This window comes from Bosea sp. (in: a-proteobacteria), assembly GCA_023910605.1.
GTDB lineage: Bacteria > Pseudomonadota > Alphaproteobacteria > Rhizobiales > Beijerinckiaceae > Allobosea.
In genome coordinates, this window is the sequence record JAAVVV010000001.1 from 2,884,317 (window position 1) to 2,905,611 (window position 21,295).

Here is a 21,295-nt window from a genome sequence, read left to right on the forward strand (position 1 = left end):
GACCGCTCCGCGCCCAGCCTCCTGCCGGAGGCTGGACGGCAAAGACCGGTTTCATGCTATGAACGATGCGCCGGAGCCTGCGGGCTCCCGCGTTGTCTTCAGAATCAGGGGCAAGCATGAACTCGGCGGCCAAGACCTCGCCTGAAAGGCTGCGCGGCGCGATCGAGAGAATCGCCTTCGTGGCCGGCGACACGGCAGGCGCGAGCCGGGCCCTCGGTCGCCTCACGAAGCTCTACGGCAATGCCGACCCCGACAGCGCCGACGTGATCGTCGCGCTCGGCGGCGATGGCCTGATGCTCCAGACCCTGCACCGCTTCATGAACGGCAAGGGCGCGTCCAAGCCGATCTACGGCATGCACCGCGGCACGGTTGGCTTTCTGATGAATGACTTCAAGGAGGAAGGCCTCATCGAGCGCCTGCGCAGCGCTGAAATCTCCATCGTCCATCCGCTGCAGATGCGGGCCACGGACAAGCGCGGAGAGGTGCATTCCGCCCGCGCGATCAACGAGGTGCATCTGCTCCGGCGCTCCTATCAGGCCGCCAAGCTCTCGATCCACATCGATGGCAAGGAGCGCATGCCCGAACTGATCGCCGATGGCGTGCTGCTGGCCACCCCGGCCGGCTCGACCGCCTACAACCTTTCGGCGAACGGCCCCATCCTGCCGCTCAACGCCACCTTGATGGCGTTGACCCCGATCTCGGCGTTCAGGCCGCGGCGCTGGCGCGGGGCTCTGCTCCCCGACCGTGCGCAAGTCACCGTCGAGGTGCTGGAGGCGGAGAAGCGCCCGGTCAGCGCCGTCGCCGACCACACGCAGGTCGATGACGTGGTGCGCGTCGACATCGCCATGGACCACGGCATAGACCTTTTAATGATGCACGACCCCGGCCATAGCCTTGACGAACGCATCTTGCGGGAACAGTTTGGTTACTAATGGGAGTATAATCTTAAATTGGTCATCTGCGGGCTTAAGCCGGCCAATTCATGAATTGATGATCGTCACTGGATAATCGTCGCGATGCGGGTGGACTTTGCCAAGCTGGGATTTCTCGTCATTGACGACAATCCGTTCATGCGGAAGGTCACCAAGGCCCTGCTGCACGGCTTCGGCTCGCGTGACGTGCTTGAGGCCGATAATGGCGCTTCCGGACTCGAGGTCTTCATGACCTATTCGCCCGACATCGTGCTGCTTGACTGGGAAATGCCTGTCTTGGACGGACTCGAGGTGACGCGCATGATCCGCGAGCCCAACAGGAGCGTGAACCCGTTCGCGCCGATCATCATGGTCTCGGGCCATACAGAGCGGCGACGCATCGCGATGGCGCGTGATGCCGGCGTTCACGAGTTTCTTGCCAAGCCGATTTCGTCGAAGGCGCTTTACGACCGCATTCTGGCGGTTGTCGCGTTCCCACGGCCCTTCATCCGCACCAAGTCCTACTTCGGGCCTGAACGGCGGCGTGGCGCAAGCAACAGTTATTCGGGACCGGAACGGCGGCAGGGCGGCGCGGACGCGGACGCGGAGACGATCCGCACCCGGCCCCTCGCCGAGAATGCAAGGAACAAGACATGACCCAGTCACGCTTGGGCAAGACTCCCTCGTCTGTGGAGCATGAGACCCATTCCGTCATCGAGCCCCCGCGCAATCTGGCGGAGCGCGCCATCACCGGCGGCTCGGCGCGCGATGTCGCACGCATCCTCGCGGAGGCCGAGCACAGCCTTGCATCGCTGCGGCAGGAGTTCCCGGCCTGGATGGCGTCAGAGCTTTCCGAATTGGAATCCGTCTTGCAACACTACAAGACCGGCGCCGAAGACGGGCCTCGCCTGCTGTTCCGCAAGGTCCATGACATGCGCGGCCATGCCGCCACCTTAGGCTTTCCGCTGGCCGGGCGTGCCGCAGACAACCTGTGCAAGCTGCTCGATGCGCTCCAGCGCGTGCCTGACAGTGCGATTGAGACGCACCTTCACACCATCCGCATCATCATCCGCGAGAAGATCTCCATCCAGGACCATCCGGTCGCGCTGGAAATGGTGATAAGCCTTGAGGATCTCGGTCAGAGACTCATTCAAAAGGCCTTGGACGCGTCGAAGGCCGCCAAGGGCAGAAAGCCGCCAGCTGCGGAATAAGCCGGCGCCGCACGGGCCGGCATGCGCCTTCAGGCGGCGCGTGCGAGGACCCGCTCGTCGGCGAGCAGGGTCAGTTCCGGATCGATTTCCAGCAGCGCAGCCAGCGCGGCGGAGTCAGCCATGGCGCGGGCGGCCTCCTGGGCCTCCTCCCGCGCAGCTTCTGCCTCGAAGCGGCGCAGCAGCGCCATCAGCGGGGCGTTCTCTGCCTCGTCCGCCATGTCGCAGACGATCAGCACCCGTTCGATGATGCGCCGCGATGTAGCGGCTCGGGCGGCTTCCGATGCCGGCGCGCCGATCTCGCGCACCGCCTCGACCGCCGCCACGAAGGCCGGCAGCAACGCGGCCGGGATCTGGGCCTTGCGGCACAGGGCCGCCACGCCGGCGCTGCGGCGATCGTGGATGATCGCCGACGCCCGCGCCAACGGAAGCCCTGCGAGATCCGCCAGCGCAGCCTCGGCCAGCGCGGTCTCGCCGGTCAGCAGCGAACGCAGGATCAGGCTGGGCGTCAGGCGATGGCTGCGTCGCAGATGCGCGATCAGCGCCATCAATTCGGCCTCGAATCCCTCGCTGGTCCGCGCCAGGCTCAGCGCGACCTTCTCGCTCGATTCGCGGGCGATGCGTTCCGCGCGCTCGGGGCTCATCAGACCGCATCCCCCTGCCCAGCTGGACAAGCTTTCCGCGACGCTCACGGCAATCTGGTGACGGATGGCGGCAGGCAGGTCGGGGTGCGCCAGCAGCGCCTCGCGGATCGCCGGCACGTTGCCAAGCCGTTCCGCAGCTCGTTCGATCGATGAGGGCGCGATGGTCGCCTCGGCGTTGCGGAGCAACACGCGAACGGCCTCTGCGCTTCCCACCTCGATGAGCGCGGCGGCGAGCGCCACGCCGACATCCCGCCGCATGGCCACGGCGGACTGCGCCAGTTCCCCCCCGATCGCGACAGCGTCGACAAGATCCGCCACGGTCAGCACGGGCGACGCCATCAGCACCAGCGCCGCGATGTCGGGCTGGTCCTGGGCGAGGCCCAGGATCACGGCGCGCGGCGCCTCCTCGCCGGCGAGAGCCTCGGCCAGAGCGCGGCGCACGGGCGCGGATGGATCGTCGAGCAGCGAGAGCATCGCGGTCTCGGCCTCGCGCCTGTCCTCGATAGTCATGGGCGACTGCAGATAGGCCCGCGCCAGTGCGTGAGCGCCGGCGGCCCGGTCGGCGGTGCTGGCAGTGCGGGCCCAGAGCAGGAAACGGCGAACGATCATGGGATGGTGCCCGGACGGAGGAAGGCGTTGAGATCAAGCGGCTTGCGTCTCTTCTGCCCGGCAGCGGCCTGAGGCGAAAGCTCCTGCGGACGCACTGGCGGCTGTGGCGCTTCCACAAGGCGCGGCGGCGGCTCGGCCTGCACGTTCGCCACGCTCAACGCGCCGCCCTGGCTTGGAAAGAAGCGCTGCGCCGGCTCGAGCGAGGCGAGTTGCACGCGCTGGCCACGCTGGCCGCTCCACAAGGCCGCCACCTGATCCGAGATGGGCTTGCGGCCCCCTTCGGTGGAGAACAGGCCCATCAGGCCTTTGCGGTCCGGCAAGGGCGCTGCGGCAGGGGCTGAGACGGCGCTGTCGGCCTGCCCGAGCTGTGCATGCTGGGCCGCGAGCACATGATAGACTTCCGCCGCGCTGCGCGGCTTTCCGGCCTTGTCGAAGAAGATGTTGCGGTTGGCGGCCGCGGCATCGGGGAAATCCCGGGCCGCGACGCGGGTGGGCGAGGACTGGGCCGCGCCGATCAGGTCCTGCGCGCCGCGCGCGCCCAGGACATGGGCGATGTAAAGCTCGCCCTTCGTCGGCTCGCGACCGAGCGCGGATTGAAGCTGTTCATTGTTGCGCTGGGTGAATGCCCCGGCCATCACGGCGGCGATCTCGGGATCACGCCTCAGCGCCATGATCTGGTCGCGCATGGCCACGTCGGGCACGGTCAGTCGCCCATCGGCTCCCTGCACGATCGCCTTGGCCGCATCGTCGAGACCGTGGCGGGCGCCATCGCTGCGCACCATGCTCAGCCAGGTCTGCTCTATGAACTGGAACAGGCCAGTGGCGCTGGACGTGCGCGCCCGCGCGTCCGGATTCAGCGCCGATTCCCGTTGGGCTGTCTTCACCAGATAGTCGAAGCTCGTGCCTGTCCGGTCGGCGCCCTGCCGAATGGCCTCGATCACCGGACTGGCCGGCGCTGCCTGGGGAGTTCCGCTGGTTCTGAAAAGGAACATGAAGGACTGGTTGCCTCGAAGGCGCGCGGCGCGGGAATCCGCAGTGAGTGCCGCGCAACGATGCGACGGATATGGTAAGCGAATCGTTAAGCGGGCTCGATGCGCGCTGTGCGGAACAGGGAATAACCGATGAGCAGCACATCTGATGCGGATGGCCGCCACTGGCGCGGCGGGCGCTATTTCGAGGATTTCGCGGTTGGCGAGGTTATCCGCCACCGCCTCACCCGCACTGTAACGCAGATGGACAACATGTTGTTCTCCAACATGACGCTCAATCCGCAGCCTCTGCATATCGACGCGCATTTCTGCGCAACCGAGACCGAGTGGGGCAAGCCGCTGATGAATTCACTCTTCACGCTCGGGCTGATGATCGGGATTTCGGTCAACGACACCACCGTCGGCACGACCATCGCCAATCTCGGCATGTCGGACGTGAAGTTCCCCGCGCCCCTCTTCGAGGGCGACACCATCAGCTGCACCACCGAAGTCGCCGCCCTGCGTGAATCGCGGTCCCGGCCAGACGCGGGCATCGTCGACTTCATCCACCGGGCCCAGCGTCAGGATGGCGTGCTTGTGGCCGAGTGCCGCCGACAGGCCTTCATGCGCAAGCGCCCCCCGCAGGCTTGAGCGCGGCCTCAACCGGAAAGATATCCGCGATGCGATCCTTGCTGTTCGTGCCCGCCGACGATGAGCGGAAACTGGAGAAGGCGCTTGCCTCGGGTGCGGATGCGCTCATCCTTGATCTTGAGGATTCGGTTGCCCTCGAGCGCAAGCCACAGGCCCGGCGCATCGCGGCCGGGTTCATGAAGGCTCACTCTGGCGTTGTTGCCCGTCCGCGGCTGATCGTGCGCGTCAACGGCCTCACCAGCCGCCTGACCGATGCCGATCTCGATGGGGTCATGCAGGCCAGCCCCGATGCGATCATGCTGCCCAAGGCCGAAGGCGGGATGAGCGTCCAGCACATCGGCGCGAAAATGGCCGTGCGCGAAGCCGAGCATGATGTCGGCGATGGTGCCGTGAAGATCATCGCGATCGGCACGGAAACGGCGCGCGGCGTGTTCCAGCTCGGCACCTATGCCGGCGCGTCCCACCGGCTCATCGGGCTGACCTGGGGCGGAGAGGACCTCTCGGCCGATCTGGGCGCCGAGGCCAACCGCCTGGCCGATGGCAGCTATGCCGACCCCTACCGTCTGGCCCGCGCCCTGACCCTGATCGGCGCCGCCGCAGCCGAGATCGACCCCATCGATTCCGTCTACACCAGCTTCAGGGACATGGACGGGCTGCGCGCCGAATGCGAGGCGGCGCGGCGTGACGGCTTCGTCGCCAAGATGGCGATTCATCCAGCCCAGGTCCCGGTCATCAACGCCGTGTTCACGCCCTCCGCCGAGGCGCTGGAGCGGGCCCGCGCCATCGTGGCCGCCTTCGCCGCAAATCCGGACCTCGGCGTCATCGGGATCGATGGCGAGATGATCGACCTGCCCCACCTCAAGCGGGCTGAGCGCCTGCTGCGTCGCATCTGAACCAGGCAAGGCTCAGCGGGTCTGGATGATGGCGCAGTTGCGCCGGCCTGATTCCAGGCACTCCTGCGCGCGCCGGGCCTTGTCGAGTTCGAATACGAGCCACAGACCGCACCCGCCCAGCAGCGCGATCATGCCCAGCCGCACCGCCACGGCCAGCCGGCGGCGCCGATGGGCCTCATGCGCGAGCGTGGGATCAAGAGGCGGCAGCATCAGCCGCCGGGCGGCCGCTGGATCGAGAAGACCTGATCGACCACGGCATAATCCGAATAGCCGCAGCGCGCGATGGTGCGGGCCCTGGCGATGTCGAAGCGGCCATCGACGACATAGCGCTCATCGATATAGACGCCGATCACCTGGCCCAGCACCATGAAGCGATCGATTTTGCGACCCTCGAGGTCGGTCAGCTCGCTGATCGACAGCAGCCGGCATTCGAGCGCTGCGGGCGTGCCCTTCACGCGGGGCGGCTTCACCAGTTGCGATTCCTCCGTCTCGAGGCCAGCATGGCCAAACTCGCTGGTTCCGCGCGGCAGCGGCGCGGAGGTCAGGCTCATCTGCTGCGCCATATCGTAGGTGGCCAGCGAGCAGGTGAACTCGCCCGTCTCCTCGACGAAGGTCACGGCATCCTTGCGGCCCTCGGACGAGAAGACCACGATCGGCGTCGGCGGCGACGAGAGCAGGTTGAAGAAGGAATAGGGCGAGAGGTTCAGTTCACCCGCCCGGCTCATGGCGCTGATCCAGCCGATGGGCCGCGGCGCCACGATGGCCTTGATGGGATCATGGGGCAGCAGCCGGGTGTCGCGCGCCTCCGGACGGTAATGCATGACGCCTCTCAGAAATGGGTGACGATGGTGGCGAGCGATGGCCGCTCGCGATCCTCCACCGGCGCATCGCTGCGGCCGACATGCAGGAAGCCGGCCAGCCTTTCGTGCGGCGCAAGGCCGAGGCGGTCCAGCACCCGCCTGTCGTAGCCATACCATTCCGTTAGCCAGTTGGTGCCGTAGCCCAGCGCATTGGCCGCGAACGTGAGGTTCATGCACACGGCCCCGGCCGACAGCACCTGCTCCCATTCAGGGATGCGCGGATGAGCCGCCGCCCGCGATACCACGCCAACCACGAGCGGAGCCCGCGCGAGGCGCCGCCGCTCGAAGCCGAGCGCGTCCTCGTCCGCCTGCGGATTGTCGGCTGCGAAGACGTCCGCGATGATCGCGCCGGCCCGTTCCCGCGCAGCGCCCTCGAACACGATGAAACGCCAGGGCGCCAGCTTGCCATGATCGGGCGTGCGCGCCGCCACTGTCAGGATCTGCTCAAGCTCTGCGGGGCTCGGTCCGCCACCTTTCATCAGCATCGGCTTGACCGAGCGCCGTGTCTTGAGAAGCTCCAGCATGACGTCCCTCATCTATCAGGCGAAGCGTCGGTAGCCCAAGCACCCGCGCACGGCAACTGGCCATGCCATCCGGCGCGCGCTATGAGAGCGTCCATGTCATCGGCGCGAACCCTCCGCAACGCCGCATTGCCTGCGGCCTTGGCGACCCTCGTCGCGGGCTGGCCGTATCTGGCCGGCATCGCGCAGGCCCAGATGCCGGCGCTGCCGCCGCTGCAGTGGCCCGGCGCCGCGCCGCCGTCCCCTCAGCCGCTCACGCCCGCGCCGCGCCGGGGACTGTCCCTCACTGCGCTTTACGCCACAGAGAACAAGCCCATCACCTCGGGCGTGCTCTGGCGCATCCTCGAGGAAGATGCCGGCGGCGGCCCTCCCCGCATCGTCGCGCGTTCCGATCTGGCCACCCCGGTCTTCAATCTTCAGCCCGGCGCCTATGTCGTGCATGCCGCCTATGGCTTCGCCAGCGGCTGGAAGCGCGTGACCGTGCCGCAGGGGGGAACGCTGACGGAGCGGGTGACGCTCAGCGCCGGGGGCCTCAAGCTCGGCGGCGTCGTCATCGACCGGCCGATCCCGGCCAACATGCTTGTCTTCTCGGTTTTCGTGCCGCTGGCAGGCAACTCCGAAGGGCGCCTCGTCGCCGACAATGTCAGGCCTGACGATATCCTGCGCCTGCCGGAAGGCACCTACCATGTCGTCTCGACCTATGGCGACGCCAACGCCATCCGGCGCGCCGACGTGAAGGTGGAGAGCGGCAAGCTTGTCGAGGCGACGCTGTTTCACCGCGCCGCCAAGGCCACGCTCAAGCTTGTGGCCGCACCCGGAGGCGAAGCCTTCGCCGGAACCGCCTTTTCAGTGCTGACCCCCGGCGGCGACATCATCCGCGAAGCCATCGGTGCCTTTCCCCAGGTCATCCTCGCGGAGGGCGAGTATGTGCTGATCGCCCGCCAGGGCGGGCAGGTTCATACCCACGAGTTCCGGATCGAGGCCGGGCTGGACCGCGACATCGAGGTGGTGGCCGGCCGCTGAGGCGCGCGCGGCCTAGTAGGGCGGCTCGTCGTAGACCTTCTTGCCATCGATCAGCAGCCGCTTGATCGCGGCCTTGCCGGAGGGCGCGACGGCCGCGACGACCTCCATCCGCGCACGCGGCGTGCGCTCGATGGCAAGCCCCTCGCCTTGCGGCACGAAATAGCTTTCGAGCCCATAGGTCACCCGCACCATTTCATCCTCGCTGGAGCACTGGCGCGGTGGTTCTGGCGGGGGCATGCAGCGCCGCGAATCGGCGACGCGTCCCTCGATCACCACATCCCCCGCAGCCGGCGCGGGCGCTGCGCGTGACATTGCGACAGCCTGCGCCAGCCCATCGGGCCCGGGGCGCAGCGTCACATGGACCCGCTCACCCAAGGCGAGAGGCCCGTCCAGGCCGAGCCGGCCTGGACGAAGCCGCGAGATGTCATAGGTCAGAACCACATAATCGCCCCGGAAAAGATCGCGCGGGTCCACGGGCGCGGTGGCGAGCCTCACCTCCCGCCCCCCGCTCAGGATCGCGGCGCGTTCCCTCACCATGGCCCCGATCAGCCCGCACAGGATGAGCGCCGCAAGCGCAGCCCGCAGCGCGAGCGGCACGCGGGCTATCCATGCGTCGAGGCCGGATGGCGGCGCTTCCGTCATGGTCGGGTTCGTTGTCGTCAGGTTCATGGCTGGCTCCCCTCGGGCGGGGTGATGCGGGCGAGCATGCGGCGCGCCACCGAGGCGATGGCGATCAGCGCGACGCCGCCGACAAGGAAGAACAGCGACTGGTCGAGCAGCGTCCCCACCGTCCGGGCGAGCAGGGCCAGCACGGCCAGCCCGAAGGCGGCGATGCCGGCCATGCCGACGCGCCGCTGGCCGCCGGATGTGCCGGCGGCCACCATCAGGGCCGTCGAGCCGAGCACCAGAGCGGCCACCACGAGCCTGCCCATGAGCAGCTTGTCCACACCGGCCCAGACCATCAGAGGACTGACGCACGCAAGGCCAAGCGCGCCGGCCAGAAGCGCGGCGCTGCGCCTGTCGCGCGCCAGCACCGAGAGTGCGGCCAGCGCGCCCACCGCGGCAAGGCCCGCCAGCACAACCGTCAGGTTGACGATCCCGGCGCCCAACCCGCGCGCCTCCAGAACGAGGTTAAGCTGGGCAGCAAGCACGGCGACATAGCCCAAAAGCCCCCAAGGCAGGAAAGCGGTGAGCAGATGATGCCAGCCCCGGTCTGTCGCCAGCGCGCCGAGCGAGGTGGCGACCACGGCGATGAACAGCCAGTAGGCAAGCTGTGCGCCGAACAGCTGCGAGCCGAGCAGGTCTCCGTCCGCCAGGAAGAGCCACAGTCCTAGCGTGAGGACGGCCGCATGGTGCACGACGCGTTGCTCTCGCCCGAGCGCCAGCGCGAAGGCCGGCGCGAGCAAGAGCAGGTTCATCGGCGTAACGCCCGCGCCATCCGTCGTGAGGCCGGCGAACCACGCGCCCATGCAGGCGAAGGCGGTGAGCAAGGCCCCGTCCGACCTGAGCAAGGCCGCGACCGCCAGCGCCCCGCAGCCCACCAGAAGCGAGCCCGCAGGCCAGTCCGCCGGCAAATGATACATTTGCCCGACAAGCGCGACACCGGCGCCGAAGATCAGGGCGGCGCAGGTCGCCGCCGCATCGGACGCGCGCTCGGAGCCCCGGCATGCTGACCGATAGGCAACGAACAGCGCTGCGATGATGGCGCCAAGGATAGCCGCGAGCTTGAGCAGGCGCGGGATCCCCTGCCAGTTTGCGGCGACGAAGGCCACCACGCTGGCGGCGATAAGCAGCCCTCCCAGCATGCCGAGCACGGAAGGCAGCTTCATCCCGCCCTTGTCGGCGAAGGCCGTCTTGCGGATCGCGGCGGCCTGCTCTGCGGCGATGAGGCCTGCCCGCGTCCATTCGGCAAGGTCGGCCTCGAGACGCCTGCGGTAACTATGCAACATCATGGCTGGACGCCCACCCTGTCACCGCGCACTCCTGTGGGGAAGCGTATACGCGAGAAAACGGTGCCATGTGAAGAGGAGCCGGGAGACCCGGCGCCCTGGCGGTTTCGGCGTGCAGAACAGTCAGGCTTGCAGCGCGGCCCTCGCCCGCTTCTCGTCCGGGGCCATCGCCTCATCGACGAGTGAGTCGATCGCACCCTTCAGGCTCATCACGGTCTGGGCTTGCGAGCCCAGCCGGCGGATGGTCACGGTGCTGTCCTCCGCCTCGCGCTTGCCCACGGCGATGATGACCGGGACCTTGGCGAGGGAGTGCTCGCGCACCTTGTAGTTGATCTTCTCATTGCGCAGGTCGGCCCGCGCACGCAGCCCGTGGGCGATCATCAGGTTCGTCACCTTTTCGGCGTAGGCATCGGCCTCGGAGGTGATCGGAGCCACGATGATCTGCTCGGGCGACAGCCAGAGCGGGAAATGGCCGGCATGGCTTTCGATCAGGATGCCGAGGAAGCGCTCCAGCGAGCCGCAGATCGCGCGATGCACCATCACCGGCTGCGTCTTGTCGCCATTGGCGTCGATGTAGAAGGCCCCGAAGCGCTCGGGCAGGTTGAAGTCCACCTGCGTCGTGCCGCACTGCCAGTCGCGCCCGATCGCATCGCGAAGAGTGTATTCGAACTTCGGACCGTAGAACGCGCCCTCGCCCGGGTTCAGACCCGTCCTGATCTTGCCCCCCGACTGCGTCTCGATCTGCTCGAGCACACGCATCATGACGCTTTCGGCGCGGTCCCACAGCGCATCAGACCCCACCCGCTTCTCGGGACGGGTCGAGAGCTTGACCACCAGTTCGTCGAAGCCGAAATCGGCATAGACCGAGAGCATGAGTTCGTTGATCTTGAGGCATTCGGCCTCAAGCTGCTCATCCGTGCAGAAGATGTGCGCGTCATCCTGCGTGAAGGCGCGCACGCGCATCAGCCCATGCAGCGCGCCCGACGGCTCGTAGCGGTGGACCATGCCGAATTCGGCAAGCCGGATCGGAAGATCACGATAGCTCTTGAGACCATGCTTGAAGAGCTGGACATGGCCCGGGCAGTTCATCGGCTTGAGCGCGAAGACGCGCTGGTCGCGGGTCGAATCAAGCGGATTCATAAGAGCCGTGGCGCTCTTGGAGGCGAACATGTTGTCCGCATACCAGCCCCAGTGCCCGGATGTTTCCCACAGCGACTTGTCGAGCAGCTGGGGGGCGTTGACCTCGTCATAGTCGCCTCGCAGGCGACGGCGCATGTAGGCGGTCAGTTGCTGGAACATCGTCCAGCCCTTGGCGTGCCAGAAAACCGTGCCGGGGCCCTCATCCTGAAAATGGAACAGGTCCATCTCCCGGCCGAGCTTGCGGTGATCGCGCTTCTCGGCTTCCTCGATCTGCTTGAGGTGCGCGTCCAGCTCCTCCTGTCTGGCGAAGGCGGTGCCATAGATGCGCGTCAGCATCGGGTTGTTGGAATCCCCGCGCCAGTAGGCGCCGGCCACCTTCATAAGCTTGAAGGCGTTGCCGACCTTGCCGGTGGAGGTCATGTGCGGGCCGCGGCACAAGTCGATCCAGTCGCCCTGCGCATACATCTTGAGCGTCTGGTCTTCCGGGATCGCATCGACCAGCTCGACCTTGAACAGCTCGCCCTTGTCGCGGAAGAATTGCTTCGCCCGCTCGCGGCTCCACTCTTCCTTGGTGAAGGGCCTGTCCTGCGCGATGATCTGGCGCATCTTCTGCTCGATCGCGGCGAAATCCTCCGGGCTGAAGGGCTGATCGCGGTGGAAATCGTAGAAGAAGCCATTCTCGATCACGGGACCGATCGTCACTTGCGTGCCCGGGAACAGCGCCTGCACCGCCTCCGCGAGCACATGGGCGCAATCGTGCCGGATCAGCCCCAGCGCGCGCGGGTCCTCGCGGTTGAGCAGTTCGATCCGCGCATCGGCGGTGATCGGATCATTGAGGTCGTGCAGTTCGCCGTCGAGCGCCATCGCAACGGTGCGCTTGAGCAGCGAGGGCGAGATGCCGCCCGCGATCGCCGTGCCGGTGGTGCCGGCGGCATAGGGGCGCACGGCGCCATCGGGAAATGTCAGGGAGATCGTGTCGGGGTTCGACATGGCAGTCGCTCCTGCTCACTCGGGGATACGAACCCCGTAAGTCAGTCCAGGCGCGGATGTGATGCGCGACGGCGGGCCCGCGCCCGGAAATGCAGCGCCATCGACGAGGGCTTGCCAATGCGCGTGGCTGCAAACACCTTGCGTTGCGCAATAGCTGACGCGACAGGGCCAAACAAGCGCGATGTTCCGTGCCTCTTGTCTCTGCATGACGGCCCGCCTTCCGCAGGACCGAAACCCGCGCCGCTGGCTGGCGGCGCTCGCGCCTGGCGCAACAGCCCGTCCCGGTCGCGAGCGCACGGCTCGACAGCGGCGGCCGGGACTTCATCTTCCGCGCGCCCGGCCGGGGCCTGGCATCGACACGGCGGGGCGTGATCTGTGGATGCGCCGCAGCGCGCCGCGCAAGGCCTTCGAGGATGCATCGGCCAATCAGCGGTGATGATCGAGATTGCGGCGCCGGGCCGACCCGCGCTCAACCAGAGCCTTTATGATCCATCGCTGAGCCGTCTGCTCCCCGAACTGGCTCGCCGCTGCAATGCGCAGCCGGGCCGGGTGCCGGCGGGGCCGAATCCGCGGCGCTGACGGGCGGTCCGTTCACGCCGCGCCAGCGGCCATAGCGCCATGGCGCCAGGGCCGTCGCTCCGGCGGCAACCTCCTCGCAGACCAGATCGATTCCGTCCGTGCCGTAAGGGTTGCAGCGGCAGATGCGGGCGAGCCCCATCCAGCCCCCGGCCCACAGGCCATGGCGCTGGATGGCCTCATCGGTGTAGTCAGAGCAGGATGGCCAGTGCCGGCACTGGCGGCCCACAAGGGCGGAGAAGGTGAGCTGGTAGCCCCGGATTGCATAATGCGCGGCGCGGCGGACGGGCCTCACGCGCCCCTCCTTCAGCGCCAGAGCGCCGCAGCGATGAGCGCGAGCGCAGACAAGCCGAGGGCGCACACGGTCATGAGCATGCCCGCGACCCGGCCCGCACTCTTGCCGGCCGAGCGGCTGAGCCCGACCGCATGCGCAATGCGGCCCGCGAGCAGCAGCAGGCCCACGCCATGGATCAGCACGGCCTGCGCGTCGATGAGAGCCAGCATGATGAGCCCGGCCATGCCGAACGGCACACTCTCCGTGAAGTTGCCATGCACGCGGATGGCGCGCGCGAGATCCTTGTCCTGCCCGTCGCCGATGCCGATCAGTTTCCTGCGTCGCAGCCGAATCACGAGGAACTGCAGGACGATCGACATGAGGATGAGCAGGCCGACATAGAGGCCTGCCGCGGCGATGTGCGCTGGAACGTGATGCATCAATGCGACCTTGGCATGCGTCTTTGGCTTCAACTCTACTCGGCAGCATCGACCGCCTGCCGGGCCTCGACCTGCGCGATGGCGTCCACGACGGCGTCGAAGGTCAGCAAGGTCGAGGCATGGCGCGCCTTGTAGTCGCGCACGGGCTGCAGCACCGCCAGGTCGCTCCACTTGCCCTCGGGCGGATCACCGCCCTCCTTCAGCATCCGCCGCGCGATGTCGCGGACGGCGCGCAGTTCTGACGCCGTGGAGCCGACGACATGCAGCGCCATGATCGCGGAGGAGGCCTGCCCCAACGCGCAGGCCTTCACGTCGTGGGCGAAATCGACCACCCGGTCGCCATCCATGGCGATGTCCACCGTCACCTTCGAGCCGCAGAGCTTCGAGTGGGCTACCGCCGTTGCGTCAGGCTTCGCCAACCGCCCGATCCGGCCGATATGGGCCGCGAGTTCCAGAATCCGCTTGTTGTAGACGTCATTGAGCATGATCTTGCCAATATACCGCGCCCGGACCCGGTTTGCGAGGACCATCCGCACCGGCTTGAGCCAGAAGAGCCTCATTTCATGCGCGGCCTGATCACTGTCATGTGATGCCTGCATGTGAATCTTTTGGCCAGGCCCCGCGCCTGTGGTCCACCGCCGCGGCCACCTCGTAGAACTCGTACAAATCCATGAAAGGCAGGCTCCATGAACCGCGTGGTTAAGCCCTCTGCCATCACGTCCAATGCCGTGGCGGCTCCCATGTCTCCCCCCACCGCGCAGATCGCGCCGCAGAAAGACCAGTTCCTGATCCGTCAGCCCACGCGCGAGGAGGCAGAGGCGGCCGTGCGCACGCTGATCCTTTGGGCGGGCGATGATCCGTCTCGCGAGGGCCTTCTCGACACGCCCAAGCGCGTGACCAAGGCCTTCAAGGAATTCTACAAGGGCTATGACGAGGATGCCGCCGACATTCTCGACCGCATCTTCGAGGAGGTGGATGGCTACTCCGACATCGTGCTCGTGCGCGACATCCCCTTCTATTCGCATTGCGAACATCATCTCGTGCCCTTCGTCGGCAAGGCGCACATCGCCTATTATCCCGCAAAGGGCGTGGTCGGCCTGTCGAAGCTGGCTCGGGTGGTCGAGGTCTATGCCCGCCGCATGCAGACCCAGGAGACGATGACCGCACAGATCGCCAACGTGATCGACGAGGTGCTCCAGCCGCGCGGCGTCGCGGTGCTGCTTGAAGCCGAGCACATGTGCATGTCGATGCGCGGCGTGCAGAAGCATGGCTCGTCGACCATGACCACGCAGTACCGGGGCGTGTTCGAGACCGACCCGGCCGAGCAGGTCAAGTTCTTCACGATGGTGAAGTCTCCCTCCCTGCGCAGCTTCCTTTGACGCGCCTGCGCGTCACGGGCTAGAGCAGGGCCGCGCCGCACAGGCGCGCCATGCGCCTGGCCAGGAGACACCGATGAGCCCGTTCCCGACGCTCGCCAGCAAGAAGGAGCTGGAGGAAGGCCTTCGTCTGGCCCCGCGCTTCGATGCTGCGGGCCTGGTGACGTGCGTCGCCACCGAAGCCGATGGCGGCGAGGTGCTGATGGTCGCCCACATGAACGCGGAAGCGCTCCAGCGCACCATCGAGACAGGCGAAGCCTGGTACTGGTCCCGTTCGCGGCAGGAGCTCTGGCGCAAGGGCGCGACCTCGGGACAGATCCAGACGGTGGTCGAGATGCGGGTCGATTGCGACCAGGACGCGGTCTGGATCAAGGTCAAGGTCGCGGGGGATGGCGGCTGCTGCCACACCGGGCGGCGAAGCTGTTTTTACAGGGTCCAGCCCGCGCGACAAACAGGTCTAGAATTGCTAGAAGAATAGTACTTTCAAGCTGCCTATTATGAATGTTTGCAAGAATCAGAATTACAAGCTAAGCAATTTCATTCGAAAAATGACTGCGGGTCTTGTTATGAAACATGTAGTTATCGCGATGCTGATCTCCGGAATTTTGACCGCGTGTCAGACGGTAACGATCGATTCCCAGTTCGATATTCGACAAGCACAGACAGCACTCGAGCCTGGAACAAATAGAATTGAAGGCAACGCTTTTTTGAGGCAACGCGGCGGAAGCGTTGTAACTGCTGCAGGCGAAGTTGTTCGACTTATTCCAGCAACGAGATACGCTGAAGAAAGATTTCAGAAAATTTATGGGGGCAACAAATTTGCTCCACTTCTCTTCGCAAATCGAACCGAAAACACGAACGCCGATTATATTCGTTTAACTCGCGAGACTAAAGCAGACGCGCAGGGGAATTTTCAATTCGAGAACGTGAAACCGGGTCGATACATTGTAATGACAAGAGTTGTTTGGGCAGTGCCAGGCAGCAGCCTGCCGGAAGGTGGTTCAATTTTTGATTATGTTGAAATTCGAGGCGAAAGACAAACAGTAAAAACGGTCATTTCTGGAAATTGAACAGGATTCATTTGGAAATTTGACTGCTTCGAATGAGGTTCTGACGCTACTGGAAATTGGTTGTTATAAAATCGCCAAGAATATTTTGTACCCTGCAGCTAGCGCTTGCCGTATGGGGCCGCATCACGCGCCACACAATGAGGCTCGGAGAGGGGTGGCAACGCAGTGAACATGGAAACCCTAGGACTACAGGAAGCGCCCTCAGGCAAGCCGAGGCTCGGGCTTGCGCTGGGAGGCGGCGCGGCCCGCGGCTGGGCGCATATAGGGGTACTTCGTACCCTCGCCCGCGCGGGCGTGAAGCCGGACATCATCGCCGGCACGTCGATCGGCTCTCTGGTGGGCGGCATCCATGCTGCCGGACGGCTCGATGACCTGCAGGACTGGGCCGTGTCGCTTACCAAGCGGCGCATTGTCGGCTTGATGGACTTCCACATTGGCGGCTCGGGTCTGATTTCCGGCGACAGGCTCCGGCGCCTGCTGGGCGCCGAGCTGATGGACGTCCGCATAGAGGACCTTGCTACCAAATATGCCGCAATCGCGACCGAGCTTGGCACCGGCCACGAGATCTGGCTGACCCATGGCTCGCTTGTCGATGCGATGCGCGCCTCCTATGCCCTGCCCGGCGTATTCGATCCCGTCAGGCTGGGCGGGCGCTGGCTCATGGATGGCGCACTGGTCAACCCGATCCCCGTCTCGGCGGCCCGGGCCATGGGCGCGGATGTCGTGGTGTGCGTGAACCTCAACGGCGATCCCGGCGGGCGCGGCACCACGATCCAGTCCCATCGCGCCGAGCGCGACCCGACGTCATTGACGCCAGACCTTGAGGTGCGGCCTTCGGCGCCTTGGCTGTCATCCTTCTCCGGAGCGGCGCGACGCGTGCGCTCGCTAGTCGGCCGAGCGCAGGATGACAATCCGGCGCCGGGGCTCGTGGGCGTGATGATCGACGCCTTCAACATCACGCAGGACAGGATCTCGCGCTCGCGCCTGGCAGGCGATCCGCCCGACGTGATGATCTCGCTCCGTCTGGCGAAGTTAGGCCTGTTCGACTTTCACCGCGCCGCTGAGGCGATCGAGCAAGGCGCGGCCGCCGCGGTGCGTATCGTGGACGACATCCACGCGGCGGTTGCCGCCTGCCCGCGCCTGCGCTGAGGCGCGCGCCGATCCGGCTGCGTCAGGCCGTTGCGATGTAATCGCGCATCGCCCGCGTCTCGGCCTCCATCTTCTCGATGTGCCGCTTCACGACGTCGCCGATGGAAATGATGCCGGAAAGCCGGCCTGCCTCCACGACGGGCAGATGGCGGAACTTGCCGGTCGTCATGATCTCCATCGCGCTCTCGATGCTCATGGCTTCGGTGCAGGTCGTCACGCGCGCCGTCATGCGGCGCGAAACCGGCTCGTCGAGCCCGGCCGGCCCCGTCTCGGCGACGGCCCGCACGATGTCGCGCTCCGAAAGGATTCCGAGGACCGCCCCATCGGCGCCGGTCACCACCGCGGCCCCGATTCGGCGCTCGGCGAGGATGCGCGCGGCCTCGGCCAGCGTGCGATGGGGCAGGATCGTCTGAACCTCGCGGCCCTTCTCGGCCAGGATGCTGGAAACGCTCATTGCAAATCCTCCTTGTGGCTGGCGCCGTTGGAAGTCGGCGCGCATCGTCTTGAGGGCTGATGCCCGCACCGAGTGTGCGACGAAAGTCGGATGCGCCGCAAGCGCTGCCTGTCGCCTCAGCCGCGCGCGCCGTGGCGGTCGAGCAAAGGAAAAAGCACAAGCCCCGCCACGAATCCGCCGATATGGGCTTCCCAGGCAATGGATGACTCGGCCGAGCCGAAGGCCGGAACCCCAGCGCCGAACAGCCAGTTGCTGGCGAACCAGACCAGCACGAAGACAAGCGCGGCGCGGTTGCGGACCATCCCCATGAGGGAGAGCGCAGGCAGCGCCCTCGCGGCATCTGGCGTCTTCACCGATCCCAGTTGCATCCCGCGCGAGAACACGAATCGCGCGGCCGCGCCGGTGGCCGCCGACACCCCGGCCGAGGCGCCGACCAGCGGCACGACATCAGCCGCATGCGCCCACAGGTGCAGCACCGCGCCCGCAACGATGCCCGCAACGATCAGCGCTGCGAAAGGCAAGACGCCGAGCCGCCGCGCGACGGGCGAGCCGAACACCGCAAGCCAGAGGCAGTTCATCGCCACATGAGCCGTGCCGCCATGCAGCACGCCATAGCTGACGAGGCTCCACCAGCGCGGACCGCCGCCATCCAGGAGGTAGCGCGCCACGGCCATGCGCTCCGCCGCTTCCGCCGCGCTCGCTCCCGCCGTCAGGGCCTCGACAATGCGGCGCTGGTCGAACCAGCCGAATTCGAGCGCGAAGCGAGCGGGCACGACCGCGAACTCGCGCAGGATTGCGAGGTCATCCTCGAGCGCAAGGCCAAGTCTTGCGAGATGCACCGCGAAGAAGGTGCCGATCAGGCCGATGACGACGCCAGGAATGTTGAAGATGGGCTCAGCCCCAGCGGGGCCCGCCCTGCCCACAGCTTCGCGCGGCTCATCCGACATGCTCATGCCGCACGATTGCTGATCCAGTCTCAAGGGGCAAGCGCCAAGGGCATCAGGCTTTGCCCAAGTCCGCGGCGGCGCACAAAAAAAGGGGAGGCTGCCATCGGGCAACCTCCCTGCTTGACGATCGGTCGCTGCCGGTTGGGTCTCGGTAAGAGCCCGGCCGCGTCCCGCCACCCGTCAGTAAATGCCGGCGCCGCGCGGTGGAGTGAAAGCCGCTTTGCCGGAAGATCCGTGCGTGTCGGGACCATCCCACCGCCCACTCGGGCTGGCAACGGCAAGATCTTGTTAACCTTAACGAAAACTTAATCAGACAGACTGCCCCGCCCGGCATAAGCATCGCAGGTGATGAGGCAAGGCGAGCGTTGCGAGGGGCCGCTGTCCCAGTCGGGCACGGCCTCGCTCCGTTCCGGGATATTGTTCGTGCGCATGCCGCACGGCGCGGCTGCGACTGGATGCACGATGAAAACGACGAGCACGAAGCTTATCTTTCAGTACTGGGACGAGCTTCGCGGCTCGCGCGCGGCGCCGGAGCGCGGCGAGATCGAGCCCGGCGCCGTGCGTCACGCCCTGCTTGACACGTTCATCCTCGAGAATGAGGGCCAGGCCCTCACCTTCCGGCTGGCGGGCACGCGCCTCAATGCGCTCTTCGGCGGCGAGCTCAAGGACCGCCCCTTCGCCTCGCTCTGGCCCGATGCCGCCACGCGCGTGGAACTGTGCCGCATGGTCGATGCGGTGATGGACGAAAGCGCCGGCGCGGTGACTGGCCTGACCGTCCGTACCGAGCGCGAGGCTGTCGCCGAACTGGAGCTGCTCGTCCTTCCGCTTCGCCACCGGGGCCGCACCCACAGCCGCCTTCTGGGCGCGCTCAGCCCTGTTGCCGTGCCGATCTGGCTTGGCCTGGACCGAATCGCCTCCGTCGAGGTCCGGTCGATGAGGATCATCTGGCCATCCGGCATGCCCCGCGCCGCCACGGCGGGGCCGGAGGAAAGGCGCTCTCGCTTCACATTGGTCAATGGCGGGCGGGCCTGAGCGATAAATTGCCGAACTACCTGTCTATCCGCCGCCATCACCGCCATATGTAAGGCATGGTTAACCTGCGGGTGGCTATGGTGAATCGTTCTTTCAACGATGAAGACCGCATGTCCGCCGCACCCAAGATTGCATCCCGAAGCATCGAACGACGCAGGCATGCCCGCGTGAAGGTGTCGTTGCTGGGACGCTACATGTTGACGAACCGCTCCGAGTTTCCGTGCCAGAGCATCGACATGTCGGTGGGCGGGCTTTTGCTGACCGCCCCGGTCAAGGGCCGCATCGGCGAGCGCGTCATCGTCTATCTGGAGAATATCGGCCGCATTGAGGGCGAGATCGCGCGCATCACCGTGGAAGGCTTCGCGATGAGCTTTCGGGCCACCACGCGCAAGCGCGAGAAGCTCGCCGCGCAGCTCACCTGGCTCGCCAACCGCGCAACGCTCGGATTGCCGGAGGACCGCCGGCATGATCGCGTGCAGCCGCGGCAGAGCAGCATCATTCTGACGCTCGACGACGGCAGGCAGGTGCCCGTCAAGCTCTTGGACATCTCGCTGTCCGGCGCCGCCTTCTCCGCCGACGTGAAGCTGATGGTGACGGATTTGGTGACGCTCGGAAAGACCCAGGCGCGCGTCATGCGCAAGTTCGAGGGCGGCTACGCGGTCGAGTTCCGCAAGGCCCTCCAGGTCGATAGCATCGACCAGATCGAGCTCTGACGGCTCCGTTCAGCGACCTCCGCTGACATCCAGCACCGCACCGGTCGTGTAGGACGCCGCATCCGAGAGCAGGAACATCACGGCCTGCGCGATCTCGACCGGCTGGCCGATGCGCTGCATGGGAATGAGCGGCGTGATTCTGTCCACGCGCCCGGCATCCTCCGTGCTGCGGGCGTGGATCTCGGTCTCGATGAGGCCCGGCGACACGGCGTTGACCCTGACGCCGTCTGTCGCAAGTTCCTTGGCGAGGCCCAGCGTCAGGGCATTGATCGCGCCCTTGGAGGCGGCATACCAAACATACTCTCCCGGGCTGCCGATCCGGGCGGCGACCGATGAGATGTTCACCAGTGCGCCTCCCGACCCGCCATGGCGTGTCGCCATGCGCCGTGCAGCCTCGCGCGCCACGAGAATGGCGCCGGTGACGTTGAGATCGATGCAGCCACGGATCACGCTCGCCTCGGTGGCGTCGAGGCGGCCCGAGCGGCCGGTGATGCCGGCATTGTTGACGACGCCCGTCACCTGCCCCAGCCGGCGCGCGACCTCATCGAACACGGCGATGACGTCCGCCTCGCTGGCCATATCGCCCTGGACCGGAATGACGCGCCGGCCTGTGGCCGAGACCAGCTCCGCGGCCAGGGCCTCGGCAGCGGCCTTCTCGCTGCGATAATTGATCGCGACGTCATGACCAGCCTCGGCGGCAAGACGCGCGCAGGCCGCACCGATGCCGCGGCTGCCACCCGTGATAAGCGTGATTCTGGTCATGTCGCGTCCCCGCCGTTTTTCCAGCACCGATCATGACCGGCGGACCGCAGCGATGGCAAGGGCATGGCTGCGAAGCGCGCCCCTGAAGAAGCCCTGAAGCCCTTGCCGACAATTTGAATCATCGGCCTCAAAAGC

The 21,295-nt window shown here is 66.3% G+C and carries 25 protein-coding genes and 1 pseudogene; 12 read left to right on the plus strand and 14 right to left on the minus strand.

Annotated elements, in window-relative coordinates:
- The first annotated feature begins 116 nt into the window (after positions 1-116).
- The 3 genes from HEQ16_13900 (at position 117) to HEQ16_13910 (ending at position 2,122) form a co-directional block, all read left to right on the plus strand.
- Positions 117-932 carry an NAD kinase gene (locus HEQ16_13900; GenBank protein ID MCO4055109.1) on the plus strand — a complete coding sequence of 272 codons (816 nt, stop codon included), beginning with the start codon at positions 117-119 and terminating at the stop codon, positions 930-932.
- An 84-nt stretch (positions 933-1,016) separates the two neighbouring features.
- Complete coding sequence (locus HEQ16_13905) at positions 1,017-1,568, plus strand: response regulator (protein MCO4055110.1); 552 nt, start codon at positions 1,017-1,019, stop codon at positions 1,566-1,568.
- Positions 1,565-2,122: a hypothetical protein gene (locus tag HEQ16_13910; protein ID MCO4055111.1), complete on the plus strand. Its 558-nt coding sequence runs from the start codon at positions 1,565-1,567 to the stop codon at positions 2,120-2,122. The genes HEQ16_13905 and HEQ16_13910 overlap by 4 nt, the downstream gene beginning before the upstream one ends.
- A gap of 29 nt (positions 2,123-2,151) precedes the next feature.
- Here HEQ16_13910 and HEQ16_13915 read toward each other — a convergent pair whose 3' ends face one another.
- Positions 2,152-3,372, minus strand: a complete 1,221-nt coding sequence (locus tag HEQ16_13915) for a DUF2336 domain-containing protein (protein ID MCO4055112.1) — start codon at positions 3,370-3,372, stop codon at positions 2,152-2,154.
- A gap of 59 nt (positions 3,373-3,431) precedes the next feature.
- A pseudogene (locus tag HEQ16_13920) lies at positions 3,432-4,364 on the minus strand (transglycosylase SLT domain-containing protein).
- Between the two features lie 129 nt (positions 4,365-4,493).
- Here HEQ16_13920 and HEQ16_13925 point away from each other — a divergent pair.
- The gene (locus HEQ16_13925; protein ID MCO4055113.1) at positions 4,494-4,991 is read left to right on the plus strand and encodes a MaoC family dehydratase; all 498 of its coding nucleotides are present in this window, start codon (positions 4,494-4,496) and stop codon (positions 4,989-4,991) included.
- A 29-nt stretch (positions 4,992-5,020) separates the two neighbouring features.
- On the plus strand, positions 5,021-5,884 hold the full coding sequence (locus tag HEQ16_13930; protein MCO4055114.1) for a CoA ester lyase: 864 nt from the start codon (positions 5,021-5,023) through the stop codon (positions 5,882-5,884).
- Between the two features lie 12 nt (positions 5,885-5,896).
- Here the strand turns inward: HEQ16_13930 and HEQ16_13935 are convergent, their stop codons facing one another.
- The 3 genes from HEQ16_13935 to HEQ16_13945 are packed head-to-tail and all read right to left on the minus strand — an operon-like array spanning position 5,897 to position 7,280.
- The gene (locus HEQ16_13935; GenBank protein MCO4055115.1) at positions 5,897-6,094 is read right to left on the minus strand and encodes a hypothetical protein; all 198 of its coding nucleotides are present in this window, start codon (positions 6,092-6,094) and stop codon (positions 5,897-5,899) included.
- The gene (locus tag HEQ16_13940) at positions 6,094-6,705 is read right to left on the minus strand and encodes a flavin reductase family protein (GenBank protein MCO4055116.1); all 612 of its coding nucleotides are present in this window, start codon (positions 6,703-6,705) and stop codon (positions 6,094-6,096) included. The genes HEQ16_13935 and HEQ16_13940 overlap by 1 nt, the downstream gene beginning before the upstream one ends.
- Positions 6,706-6,713: 8 nt before the next feature.
- Positions 6,714-7,280: a nitroreductase gene (locus HEQ16_13945; GenBank protein ID MCO4055117.1), complete on the minus strand. Its 567-nt coding sequence runs from the start codon at positions 7,278-7,280 to the stop codon at positions 6,714-6,716.
- Between the two features lie 81 nt (positions 7,281-7,361).
- Here HEQ16_13945 and HEQ16_13950 point away from each other — a divergent pair, with 81 nt between their 5' ends.
- A complete protein-coding gene (locus HEQ16_13950; protein MCO4055118.1) occupies positions 7,362-8,288 on the plus strand; it encodes a hypothetical protein in 927 nt (308 codons plus the stop codon).
- A gap of 12 nt (positions 8,289-8,300) precedes the next feature.
- Here HEQ16_13950 and HEQ16_13955 read toward each other — a convergent pair whose 3' ends face one another.
- The 6 genes from HEQ16_13955 to HEQ16_13980 form a co-directional block, all read right to left on the minus strand.
- Positions 8,301-8,930 (minus strand): GDYXXLXY domain-containing protein, encoded by a 630-nt coding sequence (locus HEQ16_13955; protein ID MCO4055119.1) that lies wholly within the window; start codon positions 8,928-8,930, stop codon positions 8,301-8,303.
- A 23-nt stretch (positions 8,931-8,953) separates the two neighbouring features.
- A complete protein-coding gene (locus HEQ16_13960; GenBank protein ID MCO4055120.1) occupies positions 8,954-10,240 on the minus strand; it encodes a DUF2157 domain-containing protein in 1,287 nt (428 codons plus the stop codon).
- Between the two features lie 120 nt (positions 10,241-10,360).
- Positions 10,361-12,367 carry a threonine--tRNA ligase gene (thrS, locus tag HEQ16_13965; protein ID MCO4055121.1) on the minus strand — a complete coding sequence of 669 codons (2,007 nt, stop codon included), beginning with the start codon at positions 12,365-12,367 and terminating at the stop codon, positions 10,361-10,363.
- Positions 12,368-12,836: 469 nt separating this feature from the next.
- Positions 12,837-13,238 (minus strand): membrane protein insertion efficiency factor YidD, encoded by a 402-nt coding sequence (gene yidD / locus HEQ16_13970; protein MCO4055122.1) that lies wholly within the window; start codon positions 13,236-13,238, stop codon positions 12,837-12,839.
- A gap of 11 nt (positions 13,239-13,249) precedes the next feature.
- Positions 13,250-13,657, minus strand: a complete 408-nt coding sequence (locus tag HEQ16_13975; protein ID MCO4055123.1) for a glutathione S-transferase — start codon at positions 13,655-13,657, stop codon at positions 13,250-13,252.
- Between the two features lie 35 nt (positions 13,658-13,692).
- Positions 13,693-14,142, minus strand: coding sequence for an iron-sulfur cluster assembly scaffold protein (locus tag HEQ16_13980; protein ID MCO4055124.1), 450 nt, complete (start codon positions 14,140-14,142; stop codon positions 13,693-13,695).
- Positions 14,143-14,397: 255 nt separating this feature from the next.
- Here HEQ16_13980 and folE point away from each other — a divergent pair, with 255 nt between their 5' ends.
- The 4 genes from folE to HEQ16_14000 all read left to right on the plus strand — a co-directional run bounded on the left by folE (position 14,398) and on the right by HEQ16_14000 (position 17,252).
- Entirely contained in the window at positions 14,398-15,036 is a 639-nt protein-coding gene (gene folE / locus HEQ16_13985) for a GTP cyclohydrolase I FolE (GenBank protein ID MCO4055125.1), read from the plus strand.
- Between the two features lie 73 nt (positions 15,037-15,109).
- Entirely contained in the window at positions 15,110-15,511 is a 402-nt protein-coding gene (gene hisI, locus HEQ16_13990) for a phosphoribosyl-AMP cyclohydrolase (protein MCO4055126.1), read from the plus strand.
- Positions 15,512-15,530: 19 nt separating this feature from the next.
- On the plus strand, positions 15,531-16,103 hold the full coding sequence (locus HEQ16_13995; GenBank protein ID MCO4055127.1) for a carboxypeptidase regulatory-like domain-containing protein: 573 nt from the start codon (positions 15,531-15,533) through the stop codon (positions 16,101-16,103).
- A gap of 171 nt (positions 16,104-16,274) precedes the next feature.
- Positions 16,275-17,252, plus strand: coding sequence for an NTE family protein rssA (locus tag HEQ16_14000; protein MCO4055128.1), 978 nt, complete (start codon positions 16,275-16,277; stop codon positions 17,250-17,252).
- Between the two features lie 22 nt (positions 17,253-17,274).
- On the opposite strand, the gene HEQ16_14005 is transcribed toward HEQ16_14000, so the two are convergent.
- Both HEQ16_14005 and HEQ16_14010 read right to left on the minus strand, forming a co-directional pair.
- Positions 17,275-17,706, minus strand: a complete 432-nt coding sequence (locus tag HEQ16_14005) for a CBS domain-containing protein (GenBank protein MCO4055129.1) — start codon at positions 17,704-17,706, stop codon at positions 17,275-17,277.
- 116 nt (positions 17,707-17,822) lie between these two features.
- A complete protein-coding gene (locus HEQ16_14010; protein MCO4055130.1) occupies positions 17,823-18,659 on the minus strand; it encodes a rhomboid family intramembrane serine protease in 837 nt (278 codons plus the stop codon).
- 456 nt (positions 18,660-19,115) lie between these two features.
- Here HEQ16_14010 and HEQ16_14015 point away from each other — a divergent pair, with 456 nt between their 5' ends.
- Both HEQ16_14015 and HEQ16_14020 read left to right on the plus strand, forming a co-directional pair.
- Complete coding sequence (locus HEQ16_14015; protein ID MCO4055131.1) at positions 19,116-19,685, plus strand: PAS domain-containing protein; 570 nt, start codon at positions 19,116-19,118, stop codon at positions 19,683-19,685.
- A 110-nt stretch (positions 19,686-19,795) separates the two neighbouring features.
- Entirely contained in the window at positions 19,796-20,398 is a 603-nt protein-coding gene (locus HEQ16_14020) for a PilZ domain-containing protein (protein ID MCO4055132.1), read from the plus strand.
- A 9-nt stretch (positions 20,399-20,407) separates the two neighbouring features.
- On the opposite strand, the gene HEQ16_14025 is transcribed toward HEQ16_14020, so the two are convergent.
- Positions 20,408-21,160: an SDR family oxidoreductase gene (locus HEQ16_14025; protein ID MCO4055133.1), complete on the minus strand. Its 753-nt coding sequence runs from the start codon at positions 21,158-21,160 to the stop codon at positions 20,408-20,410.
- Positions 21,161-21,295 lie beyond the last annotated feature (135 nt).

Coding starts and splice junctions, on each gene's coding strand:
- HEQ16_13995 (MCO4055127.1), top strand. CDS start 15,531: ATGAATGTTTGCAAGAATCAGAATTACAAGCTAAGCAATTTCATTCGA.
- HEQ16_13925 (MCO4055113.1), top strand. CDS start 4,494: ATGAGCAGCACATCTGATGCGGATGGCCGCCACTGGCGCGGCGGGCGC.
- HEQ16_13935 (MCO4055115.1), bottom strand. CDS start 6,094: ATGCTGCCGCCTCTTGATCCCACGCTCGCGCATGAGGCCCATCGGCGC.
- HEQ16_13945 (MCO4055117.1), bottom strand. CDS start 7,280: ATGAGGGACGTCATGCTGGAGCTTCTCAAGACACGGCGCTCGGTCAAG.
- HEQ16_14015 (MCO4055131.1), top strand. CDS start 19,116: ATGAAAACGACGAGCACGAAGCTTATCTTTCAGTACTGGGACGAGCTT.
- HEQ16_14000 (MCO4055128.1), top strand. CDS start 16,275: ATGGAAACCCTAGGACTACAGGAAGCGCCCTCAGGCAAGCCGAGGCTC.
- HEQ16_13940 (MCO4055116.1), bottom strand. CDS start 6,705: ATGCATTACCGTCCGGAGGCGCGCGACACCCGGCTGCTGCCCCATGAT.
- HEQ16_13915 (MCO4055112.1), bottom strand. CDS start 3,372: ATGATCGTTCGCCGTTTCCTGCTCTGGGCCCGCACTGCCAGCACCGCC.
- HEQ16_13950 (MCO4055118.1), top strand. CDS start 7,362: ATGTCATCGGCGCGAACCCTCCGCAACGCCGCATTGCCTGCGGCCTTG.
- HEQ16_14010 (MCO4055130.1), bottom strand. CDS start 18,659: ATGAGCATGTCGGATGAGCCGCGCGAAGCTGTGGGCAGGGCGGGCCCC.
- folE (MCO4055125.1), top strand. CDS start 14,398: ATGTCTCCCCCCACCGCGCAGATCGCGCCGCAGAAAGACCAGTTCCTG.
- HEQ16_13910 (MCO4055111.1), top strand. CDS start 1,565: ATGACCCAGTCACGCTTGGGCAAGACTCCCTCGTCTGTGGAGCATGAG.
- HEQ16_13960 (MCO4055120.1), bottom strand. CDS start 10,240: ATGATGTTGCATAGTTACCGCAGGCGTCTCGAGGCCGACCTTGCCGAA.
- HEQ16_14005 (MCO4055129.1), bottom strand. CDS start 17,706: ATGAGCGTTTCCAGCATCCTGGCCGAGAAGGGCCGCGAGGTTCAGACG.
- hisI (MCO4055126.1), top strand. CDS start 15,110: ATGAGCCCGTTCCCGACGCTCGCCAGCAAGAAGGAGCTGGAGGAAGGC.
- HEQ16_13975 (MCO4055123.1), bottom strand. CDS start 13,657: ATGCATCACGTTCCAGCGCACATCGCCGCGGCAGGCCTCTATGTCGGC.
- HEQ16_13980 (MCO4055124.1), bottom strand. CDS start 14,142: ATGCTCAATGACGTCTACAACAAGCGGATTCTGGAACTCGCGGCCCAT.
- HEQ16_14025 (MCO4055133.1), bottom strand. CDS start 21,160: ATGACCAGAATCACGCTTATCACGGGTGGCAGCCGCGGCATCGGTGCG.
- HEQ16_13900 (MCO4055109.1), top strand. CDS start 117: ATGAACTCGGCGGCCAAGACCTCGCCTGAAAGGCTGCGCGGCGCGATC.
- HEQ16_14020 (MCO4055132.1), top strand. CDS start 19,796: ATGTCCGCCGCACCCAAGATTGCATCCCGAAGCATCGAACGACGCAGG.
- HEQ16_13905 (MCO4055110.1), top strand. CDS start 1,017: ATGCGGGTGGACTTTGCCAAGCTGGGATTTCTCGTCATTGACGACAAT.
- HEQ16_13930 (MCO4055114.1), top strand. CDS start 5,021: ATGCGATCCTTGCTGTTCGTGCCCGCCGACGATGAGCGGAAACTGGAG.
- HEQ16_13955 (MCO4055119.1), bottom strand. CDS start 8,930: ATGACGGAAGCGCCGCCATCCGGCCTCGACGCATGGATAGCCCGCGTG.
- thrS (MCO4055121.1), bottom strand. CDS start 12,367: ATGTCGAACCCCGACACGATCTCCCTGACATTTCCCGATGGCGCCGTG.